This is a genomic window from Sphaerisporangium sp. TRM90804, from assembly GCF_029846175.1.
Classification (GTDB): domain Bacteria; phylum Actinomycetota; class Actinomycetes; order Streptosporangiales; family Streptosporangiaceae; genus Sphaerisporangium.
In genome coordinates, this window is sequence record NZ_JARWAC010000044.1 from 1 (window position 1) to 21561 (window position 21561).

Annotated in this window: 20 protein-coding genes; 9 read left to right on the plus strand and 11 right to left on the minus strand. The window is 71.8% G+C overall.

Annotation, left to right across the window (positions count from 1 at the left end; translation table 11 throughout):
- Positions 1–145: 145 nt before the first annotated feature.
- Together PYR91_RS35830 and PYR91_RS35835 are read right to left on the minus strand one after the other, a co-directional pair.
- Positions 146–694: an HIT family protein gene (locus tag PYR91_RS35830; protein WP_279787385.1), complete on the minus strand. Its 549-nt coding sequence runs from the start codon at positions 692–694 to the stop codon at positions 146–148.
- A gap of 10 nt (positions 695–704) precedes the next feature.
- Positions 705–1658 (minus strand): aminoglycoside phosphotransferase family protein, encoded by a 954-nt coding sequence (locus tag PYR91_RS35835; RefSeq protein ID WP_279787387.1) that lies wholly within the window; start codon positions 1656–1658, stop codon positions 705–707.
- A 362-nt stretch (positions 1659–2020) separates the two neighbouring features.
- On the opposite strand from PYR91_RS35835, the gene PYR91_RS35840 reads away from it, so the two are divergent.
- Positions 2021–3322, plus strand: a complete 1302-nt coding sequence (locus PYR91_RS35840) for an RICIN domain-containing protein (protein WP_279787389.1) — start codon at positions 2021–2023, stop codon at positions 3320–3322.
- A gap of 105 nt (positions 3323–3427) precedes the next feature.
- Here PYR91_RS35840 and PYR91_RS35845 read toward each other — a convergent pair whose 3' ends face one another.
- Positions 3428–4105 carry a sulfotransferase domain-containing protein gene (locus PYR91_RS35845; protein WP_279787391.1) on the minus strand — a complete coding sequence of 226 codons (678 nt, stop codon included), beginning with the start codon at positions 4103–4105 and terminating at the stop codon, positions 3428–3430.
- Between the two features lie 324 nt (positions 4106–4429).
- Positions 4430–6877: a M14 family zinc carboxypeptidase gene (locus tag PYR91_RS35850; protein WP_279787393.1), complete on the minus strand. Its 2448-nt coding sequence runs from the start codon at positions 6875–6877 to the stop codon at positions 4430–4432.
- 301 nt (positions 6878–7178) lie between these two features.
- Here PYR91_RS35850 and PYR91_RS35855 point away from each other — a divergent pair, with 301 nt between their 5' ends.
- Both PYR91_RS35855 and PYR91_RS35860 read left to right on the plus strand, forming a co-directional pair.
- Positions 7179–8444, plus strand: a complete 1266-nt coding sequence (locus PYR91_RS35855) for a cytochrome P450 (protein ID WP_279787395.1) — start codon at positions 7179–7181, stop codon at positions 8442–8444.
- A 141-nt stretch (positions 8445–8585) separates the two neighbouring features.
- Positions 8586–8861 (plus strand): WhiB family transcriptional regulator, encoded by a 276-nt coding sequence (locus PYR91_RS35860; RefSeq protein WP_279787397.1) that lies wholly within the window; start codon positions 8586–8588, stop codon positions 8859–8861.
- A 3-nt stretch (positions 8862–8864) separates the two neighbouring features.
- Here the strand turns inward: PYR91_RS35860 and PYR91_RS35865 are convergent, their stop codons facing one another.
- From PYR91_RS35865 to PYR91_RS35885, 5 genes are all read right to left on the minus strand, one after another.
- On the minus strand, positions 8865–9785 hold the full coding sequence (locus tag PYR91_RS35865) for a carbohydrate ABC transporter permease (protein WP_279787399.1): 921 nt from the start codon (positions 9783–9785) through the stop codon (positions 8865–8867).
- Positions 9786–9796: 11 nt separating this feature from the next.
- On the minus strand, positions 9797–10738 hold the full coding sequence (locus PYR91_RS35870) for a sugar ABC transporter permease (RefSeq protein ID WP_279787401.1): 942 nt from the start codon (positions 10736–10738) through the stop codon (positions 9797–9799).
- A gap of 65 nt (positions 10739–10803) precedes the next feature.
- On the minus strand, positions 10804–12225 hold the full coding sequence (ngcE, locus tag PYR91_RS35875) for an N-acetylglucosamine/diacetylchitobiose ABC transporter substrate-binding protein (RefSeq protein ID WP_279787402.1): 1422 nt from the start codon (positions 12223–12225) through the stop codon (positions 10804–10806).
- A gap of 167 nt (positions 12226–12392) precedes the next feature.
- Positions 12393–13145, minus strand: coding sequence for an SIS domain-containing protein (locus tag PYR91_RS35880; RefSeq protein ID WP_279787404.1), 753 nt, complete (start codon positions 13143–13145; stop codon positions 12393–12395).
- Between the two features lie 197 nt (positions 13146–13342).
- Positions 13343–13690 (minus strand): helix-turn-helix domain-containing protein, encoded by a 348-nt coding sequence (locus tag PYR91_RS35885; RefSeq protein ID WP_279787406.1) that lies wholly within the window; start codon positions 13688–13690, stop codon positions 13343–13345.
- A 138-nt stretch (positions 13691–13828) separates the two neighbouring features.
- Between PYR91_RS35885 and PYR91_RS35890 the strand changes: the two genes are divergently transcribed.
- The 3 genes from PYR91_RS35890 to PYR91_RS35900 all read left to right on the plus strand — a co-directional run bounded on the left by PYR91_RS35890 (position 13829) and on the right by PYR91_RS35900 (position 15965).
- Positions 13829–14926: an NADH:flavin oxidoreductase/NADH oxidase gene (locus tag PYR91_RS35890; protein WP_279787408.1), complete on the plus strand. Its 1098-nt coding sequence runs from the start codon at positions 13829–13831 to the stop codon at positions 14924–14926.
- Between the two features lie 92 nt (positions 14927–15018).
- Positions 15019–15429, plus strand: a complete 411-nt coding sequence (locus PYR91_RS35895; RefSeq protein WP_279787410.1) for a cupin domain-containing protein — start codon at positions 15019–15021, stop codon at positions 15427–15429.
- Positions 15426–15965 carry a DUF2087 domain-containing protein gene (locus PYR91_RS35900; protein WP_279787412.1) on the plus strand — a complete coding sequence of 180 codons (540 nt, stop codon included), beginning with the start codon at positions 15426–15428 and terminating at the stop codon, positions 15963–15965. Before PYR91_RS35895 ends, PYR91_RS35900 begins: the two co-directional genes overlap by 4 nt.
- Here the strand turns inward: PYR91_RS35900 and PYR91_RS35905 are convergent.
- Together PYR91_RS35905 and PYR91_RS35910 are read right to left on the minus strand one after the other, a co-directional pair.
- Positions 15932–16876 carry a DUF72 domain-containing protein gene (locus tag PYR91_RS35905; protein WP_279787413.1) on the minus strand — a complete coding sequence of 315 codons (945 nt, stop codon included), beginning with the start codon at positions 16874–16876 and terminating at the stop codon, positions 15932–15934. The two genes, PYR91_RS35900 and PYR91_RS35905, sit on opposite strands and share 34 nt — an antisense overlap.
- A gap of 109 nt (positions 16877–16985) precedes the next feature.
- A complete protein-coding gene (locus tag PYR91_RS35910; protein ID WP_279787415.1) occupies positions 16986–18302 on the minus strand; it encodes an NAD(P)/FAD-dependent oxidoreductase in 1317 nt (438 codons plus the stop codon).
- 231 nt (positions 18303–18533) lie between these two features.
- Here PYR91_RS35910 and PYR91_RS35915 point away from each other — a divergent pair, with 231 nt between their 5' ends.
- Genes PYR91_RS35915 through PYR91_RS35925 form a run of 3 tightly spaced genes read left to right on the plus strand, consistent with a single transcriptional unit; the run spans position 18534 to position 21545 of the window.
- Complete coding sequence (locus tag PYR91_RS35915) at positions 18534–19856, plus strand: extracellular solute-binding protein (protein WP_279787417.1); 1323 nt, start codon at positions 18534–18536, stop codon at positions 19854–19856.
- On the plus strand, positions 19856–20731 hold the full coding sequence (locus PYR91_RS35920; RefSeq protein ID WP_279787419.1) for a sugar ABC transporter permease: 876 nt from the start codon (positions 19856–19858) through the stop codon (positions 20729–20731). The genes PYR91_RS35915 and PYR91_RS35920 overlap by 1 nt, the downstream gene beginning before the upstream one ends.
- Positions 20721–21545, plus strand: a complete 825-nt coding sequence (locus PYR91_RS35925) for a carbohydrate ABC transporter permease (RefSeq protein ID WP_279787421.1) — start codon at positions 20721–20723, stop codon at positions 21543–21545. Before PYR91_RS35920 ends, PYR91_RS35925 begins: the two co-directional genes overlap by 11 nt.
- Positions 21546–21561 lie beyond the last annotated feature (16 nt).

A 21561-nucleotide genomic window follows, 5' to 3' on the forward strand; every position in this document is an offset into this window, starting at 1 on the left:
CCCGGCGGGCGCGCGGCGGGTCGTCAATGCCGCGCGCGAGCGGTTCCGCGCCTCAGGACGGCCCGGACGCGGGCATGCCGGAGATCGCCGGCGCCGGATATTCGAATACGAGCGCGGCGTGAGAAATGGAGAATGGAATAACGATTCAGCCGGTTGTCGCCAGCTCCGCGCGAATGCGTTCGGCGAGGTCGTCCGCCTGGCCCGCCGACCAGGGGATCACGCCGTTCTCGGTCATCAGGGCGTGATACTGCTGCTGTTCGTACGGGGTTCCCGGCGGCAGCGGGGCGATGTGCCAGTGCAGGTGCGTGTTGCCCTGCTGGCTGCCCAGCGAGAGCAGGTAGGTGCGCTCGGAGGGCACCACCGCCTCGACCGCCAGCGCGACCCGGCGGACGACGCTCATCAGCCGCAGAAACGCCTCTTCCGCGAGGTCGCGCACCACGTGCTCGACATGTGCTTTGGGAGCCACCAGCACCTTGCCCGGTATCGTCGGGTAGCGGTCGAGGAAGGCGACGTGGTGCTCGTCCTCGAAGACGATCCGTTCGAGGTCGTGCCCGGGGGCGCCCGACACGATGGCGCAGACGAAGCACGGCCCGCCCCTGGTTCGCTCGACGTATCCGGCGAGATCGAACGCTTCCTTGCCAACGGCTTCGGAAGCCTCGGCGGGAGGGCCGTCCTCGGCCGGGTGCGGGCTCACGCCCGCCACCCTAGGCGCGGGGCCCGGCGCCGCGACGGGTTTGACCGTCAAGCAGGGCCGTGGCGATCGCGACCTGGGCCGGGTGCAGGGCGGTTTCGCCGTCCTGGATGTCCCACAGGGCGTTCTGCAGCACGCGGCCGAGCGTCCAGCCGGTGGCACGCCGCCGGTCCAGGGCGAGGGCCTCGGTGAGCACGTCGAAGCGGCGCAGCACCGCGCGCGGCACGTCGCCGGTCGCCACCACCTCCTCCCACCGGTTGTCCAGGGCGGGCAGCAGGTCGAAGCCTGGGTCGCCGGCCAGCGGCTCGGGGTCGATGGCCAGCCACGGTTCGCGCCGCCCGGCCAGGACGTTGTCGTAGTGCAGGTCCCAGTGCAGCAGGCGGTCGCCGGGCTCGCCGACCAGTTCGGCCACGGCCGACGCGCAGGTGCGCACCAGCCGCCGCTCGGCGGGGTCGCGCAGCGCCGGGACGGCGCCGGGCGTCTGGTCGAGCATGGCGGCGGCGACGTCGGCCAGGCGCCGCAGACCGCCGGGCGCGGGGACGGCGACCAGGCGCGCCAGCAGCCCGGCCAGGATGCGCAGGGCCTCGCCGTCGTCGGGCACCGACGACAGCGGGCGGCTCGCGTCGAGCCGTTCCAGCAGCGTGGTGCCGGTGTCCGGGTCGTGGTCGAGCAGGCGAACCACCCCGTCGCCGTTCCACACCCGTAGGCCGGTGACCACGCCGGCGTTCTCCTCGGTGGGCCGCTGGAGCCTCAGCACGGCGCCGGTGCCGTCCGCGCGGATGACCGGCAGCACGAGCGAGGCCATGCCGTGCCTGGCGGGGCCGTCCCGCCGCAGCGCCCAGCGGTCCAGGAAGCCGGCGGCCAGGCCGGGCAGCGCGGCGACCCAGGCGCGCCCGGCCGCGCCTTGGCTCTTGCTGTACGAGGCGGCCAGCGCGTCGGGGACGTCGACGGGGATCGACGTGGTCATGGCGGATCACTCCTTCGTCGGTTCCGAGTTCGGCGGGAAACGAAGGAGATGAAGGGGGCGCCCGGCTGCCGGGCCTGCGTCAAAGCACGGCCTCACCCTACCAACGGGATCACCGGGACTCGTGATCACGCCCCTGACTCGGCCATTGACAGTGCCACCCGGGTGATCGTAGCCTCAGCGCACGCTCACTGTTAGTAAACTTTCTTAAAGAAAGGCTCTTTCGGTGGTCCGAGGGCTTCCGCCGTCCCCGCAACGGCGCACAGGCGCGGTCGCCCATCGGCGCGTACGCGACGGCACGCCGCGACAGCGGCCGCCGTCACCACTTTCGGCACCCGTCACCCCCCACCGCTGAAGGATCACCCGTGCCCGCGAACCTCGTGAAACGCTCCCTCGCCGCGTTCCTCGGCCTCACCGTCGCCGCCTCCATCGGCCTGGCCGCCGGCCCCGCCAACGGCGCCGTCGCCAAGCAGGCCGCCGCCGCCCCGTTCAAGGTGCTCGCCTTCTACAACGGCACCTGGGACGCCGCCCACATCGACTTCGGCAAAGAGGCCAGGGAATGGTTCCCCTCGGCCGCCGCGCAGAACGGCTTCACCTGGGAGGCGACCACCGACTGGAGCCGCCTCAGCGCCGCGGGCCTGTCGCAGTACAAGGTCGTCATGTTCCTGGACGACCTCCCGCCCGCGAACCGGCGGGCCGCGTTCCAGACCTACCTGCAGAACGGCGGTGCGTGGATGGGCTTCCACGTCAGCGCGTTCACCACCGACCCCGGCTCGTGGAGCTGGTACCACAACACCCTCCTGGGCTCGGGCGCGTTCCAGACGAACACCTGGGGCCCGACCGCCGAGACACTGAGGATCGAGGACCGCGGCCACCCGTCCACGGCGGGTCTGCCTGCGACCATCCAGTCGTCGGTGAGCGAGTGGTACTCCTGGAGCCGCGACCTGCGGCAGAACCCCGACATCGACATCCTGGCGTCGATCGACGCCTCCAGCTTCCCGGTCGGCACCGACCCGAACCAGCAGTGGCGCAGCGGCTTCTACCCCATCATGTGGACGAACAAGAACTACAAGATGCTGTACGCCAACTTCGGCCACAACGCCATGAACTACTCGACCAACACCCGCACGTCGTCGACCTTCGCCAGCGCCCAGCAGAACCAGTGGCTCATCAACGGCCTGCTCTGGCTGGGCGGCGGTGGCGGCACCACGCCTCCCCCCACCGACCCGATCTCCCCGTCGACCTGGTACTCGGTCGTCAACAAGGGCAGCGGCAAGTGCGTGGACGCCCGCGCGGCCGGCACGGCCAACGGAACCGCGATCCAGCAGTACACCTGCAACGCGTCCAACGCCCAGCAGTACCAGTTCGCCCCCACGAGCGGCGGCTATGTCCGCGTCAACAACCGCGGCAACAGCGCCCAGGCCCTCGACGTCACCGACGTCTCGACCGCCGACAACGCCCCCATCCAGACCTGGACCTACGGCGGCGGCAACAACCAGCAGTGGCAGCCCGTCCCCGAGGGCGACGGCCACTACCACCTCGTCAACAAGAGCAGCGGCAAATGCCTCGACGTCCCCGCCGCCTCCACGGCCGACTCCGTGCAACTGGTCCAGTACACCTGCAACGGCTCCGCCGCCCAGTCCTTCCGCCTGGTCCCCCAGAGCTGAGGAGGAAGCCGACCACCGGCACCGCTCCAAGCCGCCCGGCCGCACCGGCCGGGCGGCGGTGCGCGGGGTTGACCGATGATCTGAGTCGCGGTCAGGGGTCAGCCCTCACGCATCGCGTGAGTACCCGAGCAACTCCATGGCCGTGACGTTGTCGGGGCGGGACCAGAAGAGCTGGTGCAGGTCCTCTGGCAGCTCGTCCGAGTGTGTGCCCGTGTGTCCTCTCCGGAAGAAGCCGCCATCGACCCGTTGGAGCTCCGCGAAGGTGGGAATGCGGGCATCGGGTAGTGGCCGTAGCGTCGGCGTCAGCGTGGCCAGCGCCTTCTCGACGGTCCGTCGCGGCTCGCGAATCAGCTCCTCGTAGCGGAGCGTCACGCGATGGGGCGCGGGCGGACGTAGCCAGCTCAGTACGTTCCGCCCCCAACTGCCCGTTCCCACCTCGTCACGGCGATTGATCATCGCGCGGAGCTCCGCCTCGACGTCAGGCGCACCGGTCAGGCGGGCCCATGAGGTTATGGAGTCGCGGCCGTCTCGGACGAGACAGATCGCGCGATCCTCTTCCCCCACACGCTGCCGGTGCGTCTTGACGAAATGTGGCTTCTCGCAGGCGCGCATCTCCTCGATCGAGGAGGGACGCTCCTCGAAGCCGATCAGGTCAGGGCCAAGCCGCGCGGCCACGCCGTCGACGTCGTAGACGGTGGAGGTGTACACGCCGTACAGCTGCCTGAGGATGATGCGGAGGAAGGTGTTGCCTGATCGGGGGAACGAGGCGACCCAGATGATCATGCCCTCAACGGTAATGTCCTCGCCCGTCGCGTGCGCATGGATCGGCCTGTTCATAGCGGGCGCGCACAGGGAGTGCGAGGGCCGGAGGCTCTCCGCCGGGGGGTTCGGGGGCTTTCCCCGAGAAGGACAGCCCTTCGCTGTCGCGCGCGGAGCGCGGGGGTCGCGAAGGACCCGGTGAGCGGTCGCGGCTCCTGCCAGGAGGCTGAGCGCGGGCGACGCGGCCCCTCGCTTTGAGACACGAAGCCGGGCTCGCCGGGGATCTTCCGCTCTGCGGGACGCCGCCGCCCGCCGTCCTGCGGGCCGGCGGGCGGGGGTTGGGTGACGTCAGCGGGGGTCGGTCAGTCTGATCTTTTCCTTTTGATAGTTGTCACGGGTGCCTTCGGGGCGGTAGCCGCCTTCGGTGTTGCCGGCCACGTCCACGGCGAACCAGCGGACCGTGGTGGTCGTGGTGACGGTGATCCGCTGGGTTCCCTCGCGGGCTCCGGAGGAGGTCAGCTTGGGGGAGCTGAGCGTGGGGCGGGAGCCGTCCAGGGTGTAGTAGATGTTGGCCGGCTCGTCGATCTCGAAGGTGAACGTCGCGGACGTGGGGGTGCGGGCGGTGACCTTCAGGTCCGACTCGGGGCGGCGGTCGTCGCCTGCGTACGCGCGGGCGACCTCCAGGATGGCGATCTGCCCGGAGGCGAACTCCATGGCCTCCTGGTGGCCCTCGGCGAACTCCGGCTGGAAGCCCACCGGCTCGAACTGCCCGGTGGTCTTGTTGTACAGGTCGGCGCCCACCTCGAAGTCCCAGCCGATGATGCCGCGGCTGTACCAGTGCTCGTCGGCGCTGTTGCCGGCGGCCGAGTACAGGACGTCGGGCACCGGGCCCGTGCGGCCCGGCCAGATCGCCGTGCCGCGCCACGACTGCACCGCCGACAGGATGTGGCCGGAGGCGTCCCAGAAGAAGTTCTCGGTGCCGAAGTCGGCCCGGGGGAGCAGCTCACGGCTGGGGACCTTGTACGCCCCCGGAGGCCACATGAAGTAGCCGCCGTAGGAGTGCGTGTTCATCGCGAACTTGATGTTGGGGTACTGGCGGGTCAGCCACACCTCGTTGCGCGCCTCGGGCTCCGACAGCTCCGACGGGCCGGCGTAGGTGCCGCTGGTGCAGTTCGACGACGCGCCGCTGTACCCGTCGAACAGCGAGCCGACCGAGAAGTTGCGGTTCAGGTCCACGCCCCAGGAGTTGCGCGCGGCGGGGTCGCCCGTGGCGGGGGGACAGCGGTTGGTCATGTTCTTGCGCTGCATGTTGAAGTCGTACATCGAGTAGTGCCCGCCGTCGGGGTTGACGGTCGGCATCACGAAGATGTCCAGGTCCTCGACGAGCTTCTTCGTGCGCGGGTCGTGCGCGTAGTTGCGCAGCAGCCGCTCGGCGGCCTCCACGCAGACCAGCGGGGTCACCCACTCGCGGGCGTGCTCCTGGCAGTACAGGAAGACGCCGACCTTGGAGCCGTCGCGGTGCTTGCCGATGCGCAGCGCCTTCATCTGGAACGGCTCGCGCCTGATGTCCGCCGGCGCCTTGAGGTCGTCGGTCAGCTTCACCGCCGCCGACGCCGCCACCGGGCCCGCGCCCGCGTCGCCGCGGTAGGTGCTCGCCGTGAGCAGCGCCGAGGCCGCCGCGTCGCCGTTGAGCGCGTCCACCACCTGGCGGGCGGTGCTCGCGACGGCGGCGGACGCGTCCGTGGCCAGGTTCACCACGACGTCCTTGCCGGTGACGGTCACCGACAGCGCGCTGGAGGCCGCGTCGGGCTTCACCAGGGCCACGCTGACGTCGTTGCCGCCCTCGGAGCCGAACGCCTTGGACGTGACGTACAGCGTGCTCGCGGCCGCGGTGCCGAACTGGGCCTGCGCCGCCCGCCGGTAGCCGTTCGTCTTGTACGGCAGGTCGACGATCTGCGCGATCTTGGGGAACTGCGACGCGAGGCCGGTGATCCGCTCGGTGACCTCGGTCGGGTCCATGTAGTGGTCGACGAAGTCGGAGACGTAGTGCCTGCCCGGCGCCTTGCGCCGCTCGCCCAGCCACTTGACCACCGGCACCGTGACCGAGCCGCCCTTGTTGCTGGTGACGGTGACCTTGACCGGCGTGTGCTCGACCGGCAGCGGGGCGTTGAAGCGGTGGTACATGTACTGCCCGGCGTCGGTGAACCGGGACATCGTGGCCGTGCCGCCCGAGCCGGGAGGGGTTCCCCGGCCGCCGTCCCACGTCGCGGTGAGCACGGTCTCGGCGTCGACGGCGCTCGACTTGATCTCCACCGCGAGGAAGCGCTGGTCGTCCACGCTGGTGAACCACTCGGCGCGCAGGGGGGTCAGCGTGTCGGGCTCGGCCTCCGCCTCCTCGGCGGACTCGATCGCCGAGCGGCGCTCGGCCTGGTTGCGCGTGGCGTCGGCGGGGGTCGAGATGGCCTCGCCGACCTTGAACCCCTGGTCGCGGAGCGTCTGCGCTTCCCGGGGGCTGAGGACGGCGTGCACCTCGATGCCGCCGTCCACGGGCTTGGTGTACTCGGCCAGGTCGACGCCCATGGAGTTGAGCCGGTCGACGCCGTTCTGGTCGGGAACGACGACGCGCAGGAGGGCGACGCCGTCCCGGGCGGTGCTCGACTGCCGGTCCGGAGCCGTCGAGATCGGCGTCGGCGTGGGCGCGGCGAGGACGGGCAGCGCGCCGAAGGCGAGGACGAGGGGAACGGCCAGTCCGACGACGACCCGGCCGGCGCCTCTGCCGTGGGGGGAGCTCCTCATGAACGATTTCCTCCGTTGGCGTGCCGCTCCCGGGGCAGGGGCGTCCCGGCGAGAAGCACGCGGGTGCAGAGGAGTCTTCGTCAAGTAAGAATCTTCGTCAAGTCCCTAGATCGCGTGGAATGTGCCGATTTATAGGGTCCAGTTTCGGGGGGATACAGTCGGTTTATGCGTCTTAGCAGCATCCGGGGGGTGTCGCGCCGGCCGCAGGGGCCGGCACGACCGCGACCCGCGCTCGCGGCGCCCATGACCGCGACGCGTCCCCGCGGCCCGTTGGGCACGACCGATCCTTAGGACGACGACGATGACCGCACAACCGTCCGGCGCGGGTTCGTCCCCGCGACGCGAACCCCCGCTTCTGGTGGGCACCCCCGACTTCAAGGCCGAGGCCCACGCCCGGTACGCCGAACTGCGCGCGCGCGGGCCCATCCACCGCATCCGCCGGCCGGACGGCTTCAGGGGATGGATGGTCGTCGGCTACGATCTCGCCCGCGAGGCCCTCACCCATCCCAAACTGGGCAAGGATCCCGAGCCGGCCGCGGAACGCCTGCGCGCGGCGGGCTACCACATCCTGTTCCCCGGAACCGGGTTCGGCGGGAACATGCTCACCTCCGACCCGCCCGAGCACGGCCGCCTGCGGCGGCTGGCCGCCAGCGCGTTCACGCCCCGCCGGACCGAGGCCATGGCTCCGCGGATCACCGAGATCGCCACCGGCCTGCTGGACGCCGTCGCCCCGCTCGGCGAGGCCGACATGGTGGAGTCCTACACCGGCCCGCTGCCGATGGCCGTGATCTGCGAGCTGCTCGGCATCGCCGAGGAGCACCGCGCCGACGTCCGCCGCCTGACCCGCACGGCCCTGCGCGACCCCTCCGACGAGCAGCGCGAGGGCCTGCGCGGCCTGAACGCCCTCCTGGGGGAGATCCTCAGGGAGCGCCGCCTGCGGCCCGGGCCCGACCTGCTGTCGGGCCTGATCGCCGTGCACGACGAGCAGGACGGCCGCCTGTCGGAGGAGGAGCTGCTCGGCACCGCCGTCCTGCTGGTGGTGGCCGGCCACGAGACCACCGTCAACCTGCTCGGCAACGCCGTGCTGGCCCTGCTGGACCACCCGGAGCAGGCCCGCCTGCTGCGCGAGCGCCCGGAGCTGCTGCCCGGCGCGGTGGAGGAGCTGCTGCGCTTCGACGCGCCGGTCGAGACGACGCCCTCCCGCTTCGCCACCGAGGAGATCGTGCTGGGCGGACAGGTGATCCCGCGCGGGGGCGCGGTCACGGTCGCCCTGACGTCGGCCGGGCGCGACGCCGGCGTGGAGGAGGGCGGGGACCCCGACGTCCTGGACGTCACGCGCCGTTCGCCGCGGCACCTGGCCTTCGGCCACGGCATCCACCACTGCCTGGGGGCGCCGCTGGGCCGCCTGGAGGGGCTCATCGCGCTGCGCGTCCTGCTGGAGCGCTTCCCGGACCTGCGCTGGGCCGATCCCGGCACCGCGCCGCAGTGGATCCCCGACGGCATCACCCGCGGGCCGGTGTCGCTCCCGGTGCGCTTCACCCCCGAGGAGGGCGGGCGGCAGCGCTGAACCGGAAGATTCTTCTGTCCGAAATACCGAATATGGCATGGCAAAGTCATCTCCCAAACGGGTGTCAACCGGATCACCGCGGGCACGCGAATCTGGGCTGACCGGAACGGTCACGCGCCGCTCACTCGTGTTGGGATCGCCATGGCCATGCAGGACACCGTGACACCCGCCCGCTCGTGGCCACGCCGCGCCGCCTGCCGGGGGGAGGACCCCGAGCTCTTCTTCCCGATCTCGGCCAAGGGCCCGGGGCACGCCCAGCACGAACGGGCCAAGGCGGTCTGCCGGCGGTGCCCGGTGCGCAAGCCGTGCCTGGACTTCGCGCTGCGCACCCGCGAGGAGCACGGCATCTGGGGCGGCACCGACCCCGAGGAGCGCCGGATCTCCGGGCGCGGGCGCGGCTGGGTGCGCACCGGGTGAGCGCTACTTGAGCGCGCCCGCCGTCAGCCCCGCCTGGATCTGGCGCTGGAAGATCGTGTAGACGATCAGCATGGGCAGGATGGCCATGCTGAGCGCCGCGAACAGGGCCGCCCAGTCGGCGTCGTAGCCCGCCGCGGTGGAGATGTCGGCGATGCCCTGGGTGAGCACCCACTTGTCCTTGGACTGCCCGCTGAGCAGCACGAGCGGGATCTGGTACTGGTTCCACTGCCCGAGCACGTTGAAGATCGTGATGCTGACGATGCCGGGGCGCGCCATCGGCACCATGATCTGGAAGAACACCCTGCTGTGGGAGGCGCCGTCCACGAACGCCGCCTCCGCGACGGCGTGCGGCAGCGTGCGGAAGAACGCCGCGAGGAAGAACACGGTGAACGGCAGCGAGTAGGCGATGTACACCAGCACCAGGCCGCCGCGGGTGTCCAGGCCGATGAACTGGCCGATCAGCGGCAGGTGGCCCATGTTCTGCACCACGAAGAACAGCGGCGTCAGCGCCAGGTACACCGGGAAGGCCAGCCCGGAGACGAACAGCAGGTAGATCGCCCGGTTGCCGCGGAACGGGTAGCGGGCCAGCACGTACGCCGCCATCGAGCCGAACAGCATCGTGCCGAAGGTGCCGGCGGCCACCACCACGACGCTGTTGAGCATGTACCGGCCGACGCTCGCCTGCTCCCAGGCGCGCGCCCAGTTGTCCCAGCGCAGGGTCTCCGGCAGCGCCCAGGCGTTGCCGAAGATCTCGTCCTCGCTCTTGACCGAGGCGAGGAACGTCCACACGATCGGCACCACCACCAGGACGGTCCACACCAGCAGCGCGACGTGCGACAGACCCGACAGCGGGCCCAGGCTCAGCCTGCGCCGCGCGCGGGCCGCGCCGCGGCTCAGCCTTACCTTCTCGGCCTGCGTGACCACCCGGGCCTCCCTTAGAACTCGACCCGCTCGCGGCGTGACAGGCGCAGGGCCAGCACCGCGAACGCGACCGTGAAGAAGAACAGCACCACGCCCATCGCGGAGGCGTAGCTGAACCTGAAGTACTGGAACGCGTTGCGGTAGATCTCGGCGGCCATCACGGTCGTCGAGTGGTCGGGGCCGCCGTGCTCGGCGGTCATGACCCACACGATCGCGAAGACGTCCAGGGCGGCGATGCCCAGGTAGATCCAGCCGACCTGCACGGTGTCCCACAGCAGCGGCAGCGTCACGTGGCGGAACAGCCGCCCGCGCCCGGCCCCGTCGATCTGCGCCGCCTCGTACATCTCGCGCGGGATGGAGGCCATGCCCGCCGAGAAGAGCACCACGTAGAAGCCCACGGCCTGCCAGACCAGCACGCCCAGGATCGACCAGAACGCGACGTTCGGGTTGGACAGGAACCCGATCGGCTCCAGCCCCAGGGCGATCAGCGGCGCGTTCAGCATGCCGCTCTTGTCGGGCCGGAACACCTGCTGGAACAGGACGGCGACGATCGCCACGGCCAGCACCTGGGGGAAGAAGAACACCACCCGGTAGAACCCCGACCCGAACACGCCCGACACCCCGCGCCCGGCGCCGCCCGCGTTGAGGAGGAAGGCGAAGAACAGGGCGATCGCGATGGTCAGCACGGGCAGCAGCACCAGCAGCATGCCGTTGTGGCCGACCGCCGTCCAGAACACCTCGTCGCCCAGCAGCCTCTGGAAGTTCTCCAGCCCGACGAACCGGGGGGAGGCGTTCACCCCCCGCCAGTTCGTCATCGCGATGTAGAACGCCTGGGCGTAGGGCGAGATCACGTAGACGAGGTAGAGCAGCACGGGGACGGCGAGGAACCCCGCGATGAACCGCGCCCGCGTGAACGACGCCCTGCCGGCCATGGTGAACGGCGACCTCGCGCCCATCGTGCTGCTCCCGCCTCTCGTGCCGGCCCGGGGGAGTGCCGCAGGGCGGCACTCCCCCCGCGCGGTCAGCGCGTGTACTTCTTGACCGAGGAGTCGTTCTTGATGTCGTCGGACTTGCGCTGGATGCGGTCGGCCCAGGCGCCGACCTCCAGCCGGCCCGCCATTAGCTGCCCCGTGGCGGCCGCCACCTCGTCGTGCAGCTCCTTGTACCACTGGCGGAAGCGGAAGTAGGTCACGTTCTCCCCGGCCGCCTCCAGGGCCGCGGCCGCGCTCTTCAGGCCGGGCTGGAGCGTGCGTCCCTCGGCGGCGCCGTTCACGACGGTGAGCGTGCTGACCAGCTCGGTGAAGTCGCCCGCGCCCTTCTTGGACAGCATCGCGCGCAGGTACTCCATGCCGGCGCGCGGGTTGGCCGACCGGGCGGAGACGAAGTACTCCTCGCCGGGCCGGGAGTGCAGCGTGCCGTGCGGCAGGGTGTCGGCGTCGGAGAAGGACGGCAGCGGGAACATCGCGTAGCCGAAGCCGTCCGGGGTGGTGTCCTTCTGCTCGTTCTCCAGCCACGACCCGCAGGGCAGCATCGCGACCTCGTACTTGTTGTGCGCGGTCTGGGTCTGGATGTGGTCCAGGCCCTCGGTGCCCTGGAGCAGGTACTTGGCGCCGATCTCGGCGAAGGCCCCCGCAGCCTTGGCGACCGGCTCGGCCTTCCAGGCGCCCTGCTCCAGGTTGTCGATGTCCTTCAGCACGTCGACGCCCCCGATCTTGGCGGCGAGCGTGAGGATGGTCTCGTAGATGTAGAACGGGTGCTTGCCCGCGTAGGTGAACGGGGCGGCCTTGCCCGACTTCTTGATCGTCTCGCACAGGGCCGTGAACTGCTCCCAGGTGGTGGGCACCTCCCAGCCGTTGTCGCCGAACAGCTTCTGCGAGTACCAGATGCCCCACACGGTGCTCGCGTAGTTCAGCACGCAGAACGTGCCGTCGTAGCTGCCGATCTCCACGGCGGTGGGCAGGATGGTGTCGCGCACCTTGACGCCGGGGTCGTCCCAACTCGGGGCGTCCAGCAGCGCGCTCAGGTCCTGGAGCTGGCCGTCCTGCGCCAGGGCCCCGAAGTCCATCGCGTTGTCGCCGCTGTTGTTGATCACCTCGGGCGGGTTGCCGCCGGCGAAGCGCGGCTGCAGCGTCTTGGCGATCTCCTTGGTGGCCGAGTGCTTGATCTCGACCCCGGCGTGTTTCGTCTTGAACAGCGGCTGGTGGATGTTCTTGGCGTAGGCGTCGCCGAACCCGCCGTCGAAGATGACGATCTCCAGCGGCTTGTCGCCGGGGACGCCGAGCGGGTTGGCCGCCGAGGTGGCGGCGGTCGCGGGGGCCTGCGACGGGGCGCCCCCGCCGGACGGCGTCGCGCAGGCGCCGAGCGCGCCGGCCGCCGGCAGCAGCAGGCCGGCGAGGGCGGCGCTTCTCAGAAGCTCGCGCCGGGAAAGGGAGTTGTCCGCCATGGTCTCTCCTGGGGGGCTGGAGCGGTCACCGCGCCGGGTCCTCCGTGGCCGGAGGGCCTCAGCGCACGTGGTCAGTCGATGGTGTCAAATGCCGCTGTCAACGTGATCAACCGTACGCCGGGCGGCGGCCGGCTCGCCGGGTGATCGGCCACCCCGGCGGGCGGCGGTCAGCCGCCACGGCGGATGCGCCCGGCGTAGCGGGCTTCGAGGGCCCGGTTGTGCTCGTCGCCTCCGACGACGTTGGACGACCGGTAGATCGGCGGCGCCTCGCCGGCCTCCAGCAGCCGCCTCACCACCTCGGCGACCGTCATCTGGGCGAGCAGCGCCGAGGTGATCGTCGAGACCGCTCCGAACGTGCCGCCGCCGGGCAGCCCGATGATCGCGTCGCCGTAGGGCGCGCCGTTGTCGAGCACGACGTCGGCCAGGTCGAGCAGCTTCAGGCCCGACGGGTGGCGGGACTTCATCTCGGTGCTGTGCTGGACCGACGTCAGCGCCACCAGGCGGTGGCCACGCTCCTTGACGATGGAGGCCAGCTCGACCACCGAGCCGTTGACGCCCGAGCTGGAGATCATCACGAAGGCGTCCGGCGGCTGGACGGGCGCCAGGTCGAACACGCGGCGGGCGACCGTCGGGTCGCGCTCCAGCTCCGGCGAGCCGAGTATGGACGCGGGCTCCCCGCCGTACAGCACGAGGTCGCGCAGGGCCAGCCGGTTGGTGGGCACCAGCCCGCCGGCCCGCCCGGCGATCTCCATCGCGATCGCCTCCGAGTGCCCGGAGCCGAATGCCTGGATCACCCCGCCACCGCGCAGGGAGGCGCAGAGCAGTGACGCGGCCTCCCCGACGGCCTCCGCCTGGCTCCTGGCGACCTCGTGCACCAGCCTCTCGACCTTCTGCACATAGGCGGTGGCACTGACGTCCAATCGTCTCAGCTCCCTTTCACGCGGCGCGGCCGTCGCGGCCCTGGTCGTCCCCGGACACCCGGTGCCGTGGGTGGTTCCTTTCATGTCCGAGAGATTGGATGAAAATATTCACCAACCGAGGGCGGATCGCAAGAGGTCCGAACATCACATTCGGGCCGCGGGCGCGGCGGCGCCGCTGGTCGACGGGCGCCGGAGGGTCAGTCGGCGCGCTCGCGCTGGCGCGTGTCGGCGTCCAGGACGGTGTCGACCAGGCCGGGGAACAGCGTGTCGAGGTCCTCGCGGCGCAGCCGGTTCATCTTCGCCGTGCCCCGGTAGACCTGGACGATCACGCCCGCCTCGCGCAGCACCCGGAAGTGGTGGGTGGTCGTCGACTTGCTGACCACCAGGTCGATGGCCGAGCACGCGGCCTCCTCGCCGAGGGGGAGGGAGGCCAGGAAGCGCACGATGCGCAGGCGCATGGGGTCGGAGAGGGCGTGCAGCACGGCCTCCAGGCGGATCGCCTCGGGCTCGGGGTGGTCGAGGTTCCTTGCTGTTGCGAGCGACACGACGCCTTCCTCCCTGCGGTCCCGACCCTCATTGTACGAAGACCGTCGTAGTTTGACATCCACCGTAGTACGTCGGTTATCGTACTAGCGCAGGCCCCCGGAGGGGACGCCGATCCGACGAGGCGGAGGATGATGATCGTGAGCGCCCTGTTCCAGCCCCTGACACTACGGAGCCTCACCGTGCCCAACCGGGCCTGGATGGCCCCCATGTGCCAGTACTGCGCGGCCCCCGACGGCCCCGAGCGGGGCGCCCCCACCGACTGGCACCTCGCCCACCTGGGCTCCAGGGCGGTGGGCGGCGCCGGGCTGATCCTCACCGAGGCCACCGCGGTGAACCCGGAGGGACGGATCACGCCGTTCGACCTCGGGCTGTGGAACGACCGGCAGCAGGAGGCCTTCGCGCGTGTCGCCCGCCTGCTGCGCGAGAACGGGGCCGTCCCCGGCGTCCAGCTCGCCCACGCCGGCCGCAAGGCGTCCACCGACCGTCCGTGGCTCGGCGGCGGCCCCCTGGCCCCGGGCCAGGGCGGATGGCGGCCGGTCGCGCCGAGCCCGGTGCCGTTCACCGAGCGGCACCCGACCCCGGCGGAGCTGAGCGCAGGCGACATCGGACGCGTGGTGGAGGACTTCGCCGCCGCGGCGCGGCGCGCCCTGGCCGCCGGGTTCGACGTGGTGGAGGTGCACGGCGCGCACGGCTACCTGATCAACGAGTTCCTCTCGCCGCTCAGCAACCACAGGACCGACGCCTACGGCGGCTCCTACCAGGGCCGGACGCGGTTCGCGCTGGAGGTCGTGGACGCGGTGCGCGAGGTGTGGCCCGACCACCTGCCGGTCCTGTTCCGCGTCTCGGCCACCGAGTGGCTGCGGGAGAACCCCGACGACGGACGCGAGGGCTGGACCGCCGACGACACCGTGCGGCTCGCCAAGGACCTGCTCGCCCACGGCGTCGACCTGCTGGACGCCTCCTCGGGCGGCAACGCCGCCGGGGCGCGCATCCCCACCGGCCCGGGTTACCAGGTGCCGTTCGCCGCGCGGGTCAGGGCCGAGACCGACCTGCCGGTCGCCGCGGTCGGGCTGATCACCGAGCCGGGGCAGGCCGAGGAGATCGTCGCCTCCGGGCAGGCCGACGCCGTCTTGCTGGGCCGGGAGCTGCTGCGCGACCCCTACTGGCCCAACCGGGCCGCCCGCGCCCTGGGAGCCGAGCCCCGCTGGCCCGACCAGTACCACCGCGCGGTCTAGGCCGCGGCCGCGGGTGATCGGGCCGCCGCCGGAAACGGGATAATGGCCGTGGCGTGTTCACGTCGTCCGCGGTCGCCGCGACGGAGGTCACCATGAAGTTCATACACGAGGGGCAGGTCAGCGCCACCCGGCCGGAGCCGGAACGCTTCACCGACGGCGTCTGGGAGACCAGGATCATCGAGGAGGCGCGCCCCGGCGGCCTGCGGGCGCAGCGGTTCACCTACGAGCCCGGCTCCCGGTCGGGGTGGCACACCCACGAGGGCGAGCAGGCGCTGCACGTCATCGCCGGCCGCGGGGTGGTCACCCGCGAGGGGGAGGTCGCCGGCACGCGCGTCGGCCCCGGCGACTGGGTCCACGTCGAGCCGGGGGAGAGGCACTGGCACGGCGCCGCCGCCGACGACACCTTCGTCCACATCGCGGTGACCGCCAGCGGCCGCACCCGGTGGCACCACGCGGTCTCCGACGAGGAGTACGGCGCCGGCGTCGGGGAGCGTGCCGAGTGACCGACCAGGAGAGCGCGGTCGCGGGCGAGGCCGAGGAGGTCAGGCGCGTCCTCGGGCTGCTCTACCAGGAGGACACCCTGCGCGTGCTGTCCGCCCTGGTGCTCAGCGGCGACCCCGCCGGCTGCGGCCTGCCCCCGGACGCCGTCCAGCGGGCCCTTGAGCGCCTGCAGCGCGGCGGCCTGGCCGTCCGCGAGGGGGACGGCTGGCGGGTGCGGCGTGAGCGGTTCCGCGAGCTGCTGCACGCGACCGCAGAGAAGCCCGCCCCGGTGCCCGAGCACGAGCGCGTCATCCGCAACTTCCTGGTGGAGGGCCGCCTGCGCGCCATCCCCTCGCGGCATGAGAAGCTCCGGGCCGTGCTCGACTACATCGCGCGCTCCTTCGAGCCCGGTGTGCGCTACCCCGAGAAGGACGTCAACGTCATCCTGCGCGCCTACCACGACGACTACGCCGCGTTGCGGCGCCACCTGGTCGTCGAGGGCATGCTGGGCCGCGAGGCCAACGTCTACTGGCGCACCGGCGGTTCCGTGGACGTCTGAGCCGCGCCAAGCTGCTCGGCCACCATGGCCGAGAGCCGGGCGGCGTTGCGCTGGGCGTTGTCGGCGCAGCAGTTGTTCATCAGCACGTGCGTGGTGCGGGTGCCGGCCGCCAGCTCGGCGATCCTGCCCGCCCAGTCCTTCAGCTCCTCCTGCGAGTACAGGTACGCGAAGCGCTCCTCGATCCTCTTGCTCGTCCACTTCTCGGAGTGGCCGTGGAAGCGGAACACGGCCAGGTCGGCGGTCGCCGCCACGACGGGCGGGATCGACGAGGCGTGCCCCTGCGGCATGTCGACGCACACGTACGGCACGCCGTGGGAGGCCAACAGGCCGAGGGTCCGCTCGCGCTCGCCCTCCTCCATCCAGCTGTGGTGGCGGAACTCCACGCATGCGCGCAGCGGCAGGCAGCGCCGCACGCAGGCGAGCACGTGCCGCCGGTTCGCCTCCCCGGCGGGGAACCACGGCGGGAACTGCAGCAGCACGGCGCCGAGCTTGCCCGCCTCGTGTAGCGGCCGCAGCGTGTCCAGGAAGCGCGTCCAGACCTCCTGGACGATCTCCGGGCCGGCGTCGCGCGGGTACAGGTTGCCCTCGCGCGGCCCGAGCCGCTCGCGCAGGTCCTTGTACAGGGATCTGGCGGGCGTCGGGTGGCCGGTCAGCAGCGAGAACGCCTTGATGTTGAACGTGAAGCCGGCGGGGGTGCGGTCGCGCCAGGCCTCCACCGTGCGCAGCGAGGGGGGCGAGTAGTAGGTGGCGTCCACCTCCACCAGCGGGAAGCGCTCGGCGTAGTACGCCAGCCGCCGCGCCGGGGTGGACACGCCGGGCGGGTACCACCCGGAGTCGAGCAGGCTCTTGTCGGTCCAGGACGCCGTGCCCACCAGGACGCGCGCCGCCGGGTCACCGTCATCACGGATCATGCGGGCCCACTGACCCCGCCCGCGCGGGTCAAACTCGTGCCTGGCGGGGGCCTCGGGGCGGGCCGCCACGGCCGGTGAGCGCCCGCGCGGCCCGCGCGGAGCGCGGGGCTCAGGAGCCGGTGCTCACCCCCTGCGCTCTTTCGGGGGTGTCGGCGGTCAGCGGCACGGCGCCGCCCCGCACCAGGTCGAGCTGCACGGTCTGGCGGGGCAGCACGGCGTCCAGCAGCCAGTTGCCGGCGATGCGCGTGCGCCCGCCGGGGACGGCCAGCAGGTGGTAGCCGCGGGTCACGACCTTGGCCGGGAGCCCCGACAGGGGGATGCCCAGCGGGTTGGCCGCAGCCTTGGCCCCTCCCAGGTCGACCACGAACCCCAGGTCCTTGTGCCGGTACGGGCGCCGCTCACCGCGCCCGTAGGAGGCGGCGACGTTGTCGGCCACCCGCTTGCCCTGCCGGGTCGCGTGCTGGGCGGTCGGCGCGGTGTACTCGCCCGGCCGGGTGAGGTCGGGCACCGCCGCGGCGTCGCCGCAGGCGAACACCCGGGGGTGCCCCGGCACCGACAGGTACTCGTCGACGAGCAGGCGTCCCTTCACGGTGGGCAGCCCCAGCGACTCCACCAGCGGGTCGGGGCCGACGCCGACGCACCAGATCAGCGACCGCGTGGCCACGAACTCGCCGTCGGACAGCTTGACCCCCTCGTGGGTGGCCTCGGCCACGGTGGTGCCCGTGCGGATCTCGATGCCGCGGCGGACCAGCGTCTCGTAGGCGGTGCGGGACAGGCGCTCGTCCAGCTCGGGCAGGATGCGCGGCGCCACGTCCGCCAGGATCCAGCGCAGGCCCTGCCCCCGCAGGCCGGGCCGGTGCCGCTGCGCGTCCAGGGTGAGCAGCTGGCAGTGCGCCGCCACCTCGGTGCCGGTGTAACCCGCGCCCACCACCACGAACGTGCAGCGCGCGGCCCGCTCGGCCGGGTCGTCGGTGGCGTCGGCCAGCTCGATCTGGCGGATCAGGTGGTCGCGCAGGTACAGCGCCTCGGCGATGCTGCGGAACCCGTGGGCGTGCTCGGCGACGCCCGGGATGGGGAGCAGCTTGTTGACGCTGCCGACGGTGACGATCAGGCGGTCGTAGCCGAGGTCGCGCTGGTTGCCCTCGGCGTCGGTGCAGTGCACCCGCCGCGCCGCCAGGTCGACGCGGTCGACGGCGGCCAGGAGGTGCCGGACGCCCCGGCACTGCCCGGCCAGCGGGATCGCCACCTTGCGCGGGTCCAGGATGCCCGCGGCGACCTCCGGGAGCAGGGGCAGGTAGAGGAAGTAGTCGGTGGGGTTGATCAGTACGATCTCGACCGCGCCTCGGGCGAGCCGGGAGAGGCGGCGCGCCGCGGTGAAACCCGCGAAACCTCCGCCGACGATGACAACGCGCTGCCGGTTGGGCATGGACACGGTCCTTTCAGTGGCTGCCGATTCGCGGCCGGGCGTGTGGGCCCCGCTTCGTCCTGCTTCCCTCGCCGTACCCATCGTCGTGCGCGGAAACCTGCGCCGATCCCGGCGGGCCGGCCGGGTGGACGGGCGCGGCGAAGCGGGTGCGGGTTTACGGCCGGGGCTTCCCGTAAGCTGATCTTTACCTACCGGTTAAGCAGCTTTCCTGTCCAGGAGGCGACAGTGCGGATGCTGTTCGGCAGAAAGGTCCTCGCCGGCGCGATCGCGTCCGGCCTCGTGCTCGCCGCCGCCGCGTGCGGCGGCGGCCAGAGTGGCCAGGGCGGCCAGGGCGGCCAGACCGGGTCGGGGGGCGGCGGCTCCGGGGCGGCGGGGGCGACGTTCACCTACTGGACGAGCGGCTGGCAGCCCGACCAGATCGCCGAGGTGGACGCGGCGTTCGCCAAGGCCAACCCCGGGATGCGGTCCAAGGGGCAGTTCATCGCCAGCTCCGACCAGTACCTGCCGAAGGTGATCTCCGCGCTGCGGACCGGCACCCACCCCACCGTCCTGCTCACCCAGAACCCCTCCGACCTGCCGGTCATCGCGCAGAGCGGCAAGCTGATCCCCCTGGACGGCAAGCTGACCGCCGAGACCGGCGCCCTGTACCCGGGCATCAGGGAGGCGCTGTTCCACAAGGGGCGCCAGCTCGGCATGGCCCTGGCGGGGGTCGGCGACATCGTGCTCTTCTACAACAAGAAGGCCCTGGCCGACGCCGGCATCGAGCGCCCGCCGGCCACGTGGGCCGAGCTGGCAGCCGACGCCGCGAAGCTGTCGGACCCGGCGAAGGACAGGTACGGCTTCTACGTGCCGCTCGGCGAGGCCGAGTGGATCACCTTCGCCTGGTCCCCCATGCTCCACGCCGAGGGAGGCTCCTTCCTCAACGCCGAGGGGACGGCGACCGCCTTCAACAGCCCCGCCGGGGTCAAGGCGCTGACCACCTGGGTCGACCTGATCAAGAACAAGGCCGCCCCGAGCACGAGCTACGCCCAGGCGGGCAGCTTCGACGGCGCGCCCGCGTTCGCCAGCGGCACCGTCGCCATGATCGTCAACGGCCAGTGGGCCGTCCCCACCTTCGAGAAGGCCGGCGTCGACTTCGGCGTGGCGCCCATGCCCGCCGGCGCCGCGGGCACCTCGACGAGCATCGGCATCGGGGTGGCCGCCCTGCTGAAGACCGGCGCCGAGTCCGAGAAGGCCGGCCTGGCGTTCCTGAAGTTCCTGTCGACGCCCGAGCAGGGCGCCTACCTGGCCGTGAAGAGCGGCGGGCTGCCCTCCGACCCCGCGCAGCTCGACCAGCCGGCGCTGAAGGAGCACATCGCCGGCGACGCGACGTACCCGGTGTTCGCCGAGGCCGAGAAGACCGGCAAGGTGCGGCCGATGACGCCCGCGTACAACGCGATCTCCCAGAGCCTCTGGACCGAGATCAACGCCGCGCTCAAGGGACGCAAGACCCCGGCCGAGGCGCTGGCCGAGGCGGCGCGCGCGGGAGACGCGGCGCTGAAGAAACTCGGCTGATGCGGCGGCGGTACCGCACCTGGGGGCTCGCCTACGCCTTCGTGGCGCCGACCGTGCTGCTGACCGTGCTGTTCTCCCTGGTGCCGCTGGCCATGCTGCTGTGGCGCAGCCTGTACAGCGGCGGCGTGTTCGACCTGGCGCCGAGCTTCGTCGGGCTGGACAACTACGGGCGGATGCTGGCCGAGGGCGGCGGCCAGGCGCTCGGCGTGACCGGCGTCTACACCACCGGGTTCGTCGTGCTAACCATGGCGGTCGGCCTCGGCCTGGGGCTGCTGCTCAACTCCGGGGCCAAAGGCGTGGCCCGGCTGCGGGCGCCGTTCATCATCCCGCTCGTGGTGCCCGTCGTCGCCACCGCGCTGATCTGGGCGAACATGTTCGCGCCGCAGTTCGGCCTGGTGAACCGCCTGCTGACCGCGCTGGGCCTGCCGCAGGCCGACTTCCTGTCCTCGCCCGGCCTGGCGCTGCTGGCCGTGCTGACCTTCGGCGCGTGGCAGTTCTTCGGGCAGAACGTCATCCTCTACCTGGCCGCCCTGAAGTCCATCCCCCGGGACGTCCTGGACGCCGCCAGCGTCGACGGCGCGGGCGGCTGGCGCAGGTTCGCCCACGTCCAGTGGCCGATGATGCGGCGCCAGACGCTGCTGATCTGGGTGGTCACCACGCTCACCGGCCTGCAGACCTTCACCCAGATCTACGTGCTCACCCAGGGCGGGCCGGACGGCGCCACCCGCACGGCCCTGTACTACGTCTACGACGAGGGGTTCGTCCAGTTCGACACCGGACGCGCCAACGCGATGGGGGTGGCGCTGTTCCTGCTCTCCCTGGCCGTCACCCTGGCCCAGATCTGGCTGCTCGGACGGGCCGGCCGTGCGCGCTAGCCTGATCGCCCGCCGCTCGGTGGTCTACGCCCTGCTCGGCCTGGCCGTGCTGGTGGTGGCGTTCCCGCTGGTCTGGATGGCGATCAGCGCGCTCAAGACCGACGCCGAGATCATCAACCCCGCGGCCCCGCTGTGGCCCGCCGACCCCCAGTGGTCGAACATCGGGCGGGCCCTGTCGCAGGCCCCGTTCGGCCGCTGGTACCTCAACACCGCGATCTTCGGCGTCGCCGCCACCGCGGGCCAGCTCGCGAGCGGGCTGCTGGCCGGCTACGCCTTCGCCATGCTCGACTTCCCGGGGAAGCGCGCGCTGTTCCTGCTCGCGCTGAGCGGCCTCATGGTGCCGTTCAGCGCGATCATCGTGCCGCTGTCGCAGCTTCTGGGCGACCTCGGCTGGCTGAACACCTACCAGGGCCTCATCGTCCCGAACATCGCCTCGGCCCTGGGCGCGTTCCTGTTCCGCCAGTTCTTCCTGGGCACGCCGCGCGAGCTCGGCGAGGCGGCGCGCATCGACGGGGCGTCGGAGGCGCGGGTCTTCTGGCACGTGTACGCCCCGCTGGCGCGCCCGGTGGCCGCGGCGCTGGCCATCATCCTGTTCCTGCAGAACTGGAACAACTTCCTGTTCCCGCTGATCGTGGTGAACACCACCGACATGGCCGTGCTGTCGCAGGGCCTGTCGGTGTTCCAGAGCCAGTTCACCACCCAGTACAACCTCATCATGGCGGCGTCGCTCATCACGATCGTCCCGGTGCTGCTGGTCGCCGTCGCCGCGCAACGCCACATCGTCGAGGGGATCACGCTCGGCGCCCTCGACTGAGCGGCACGGCGGGGGC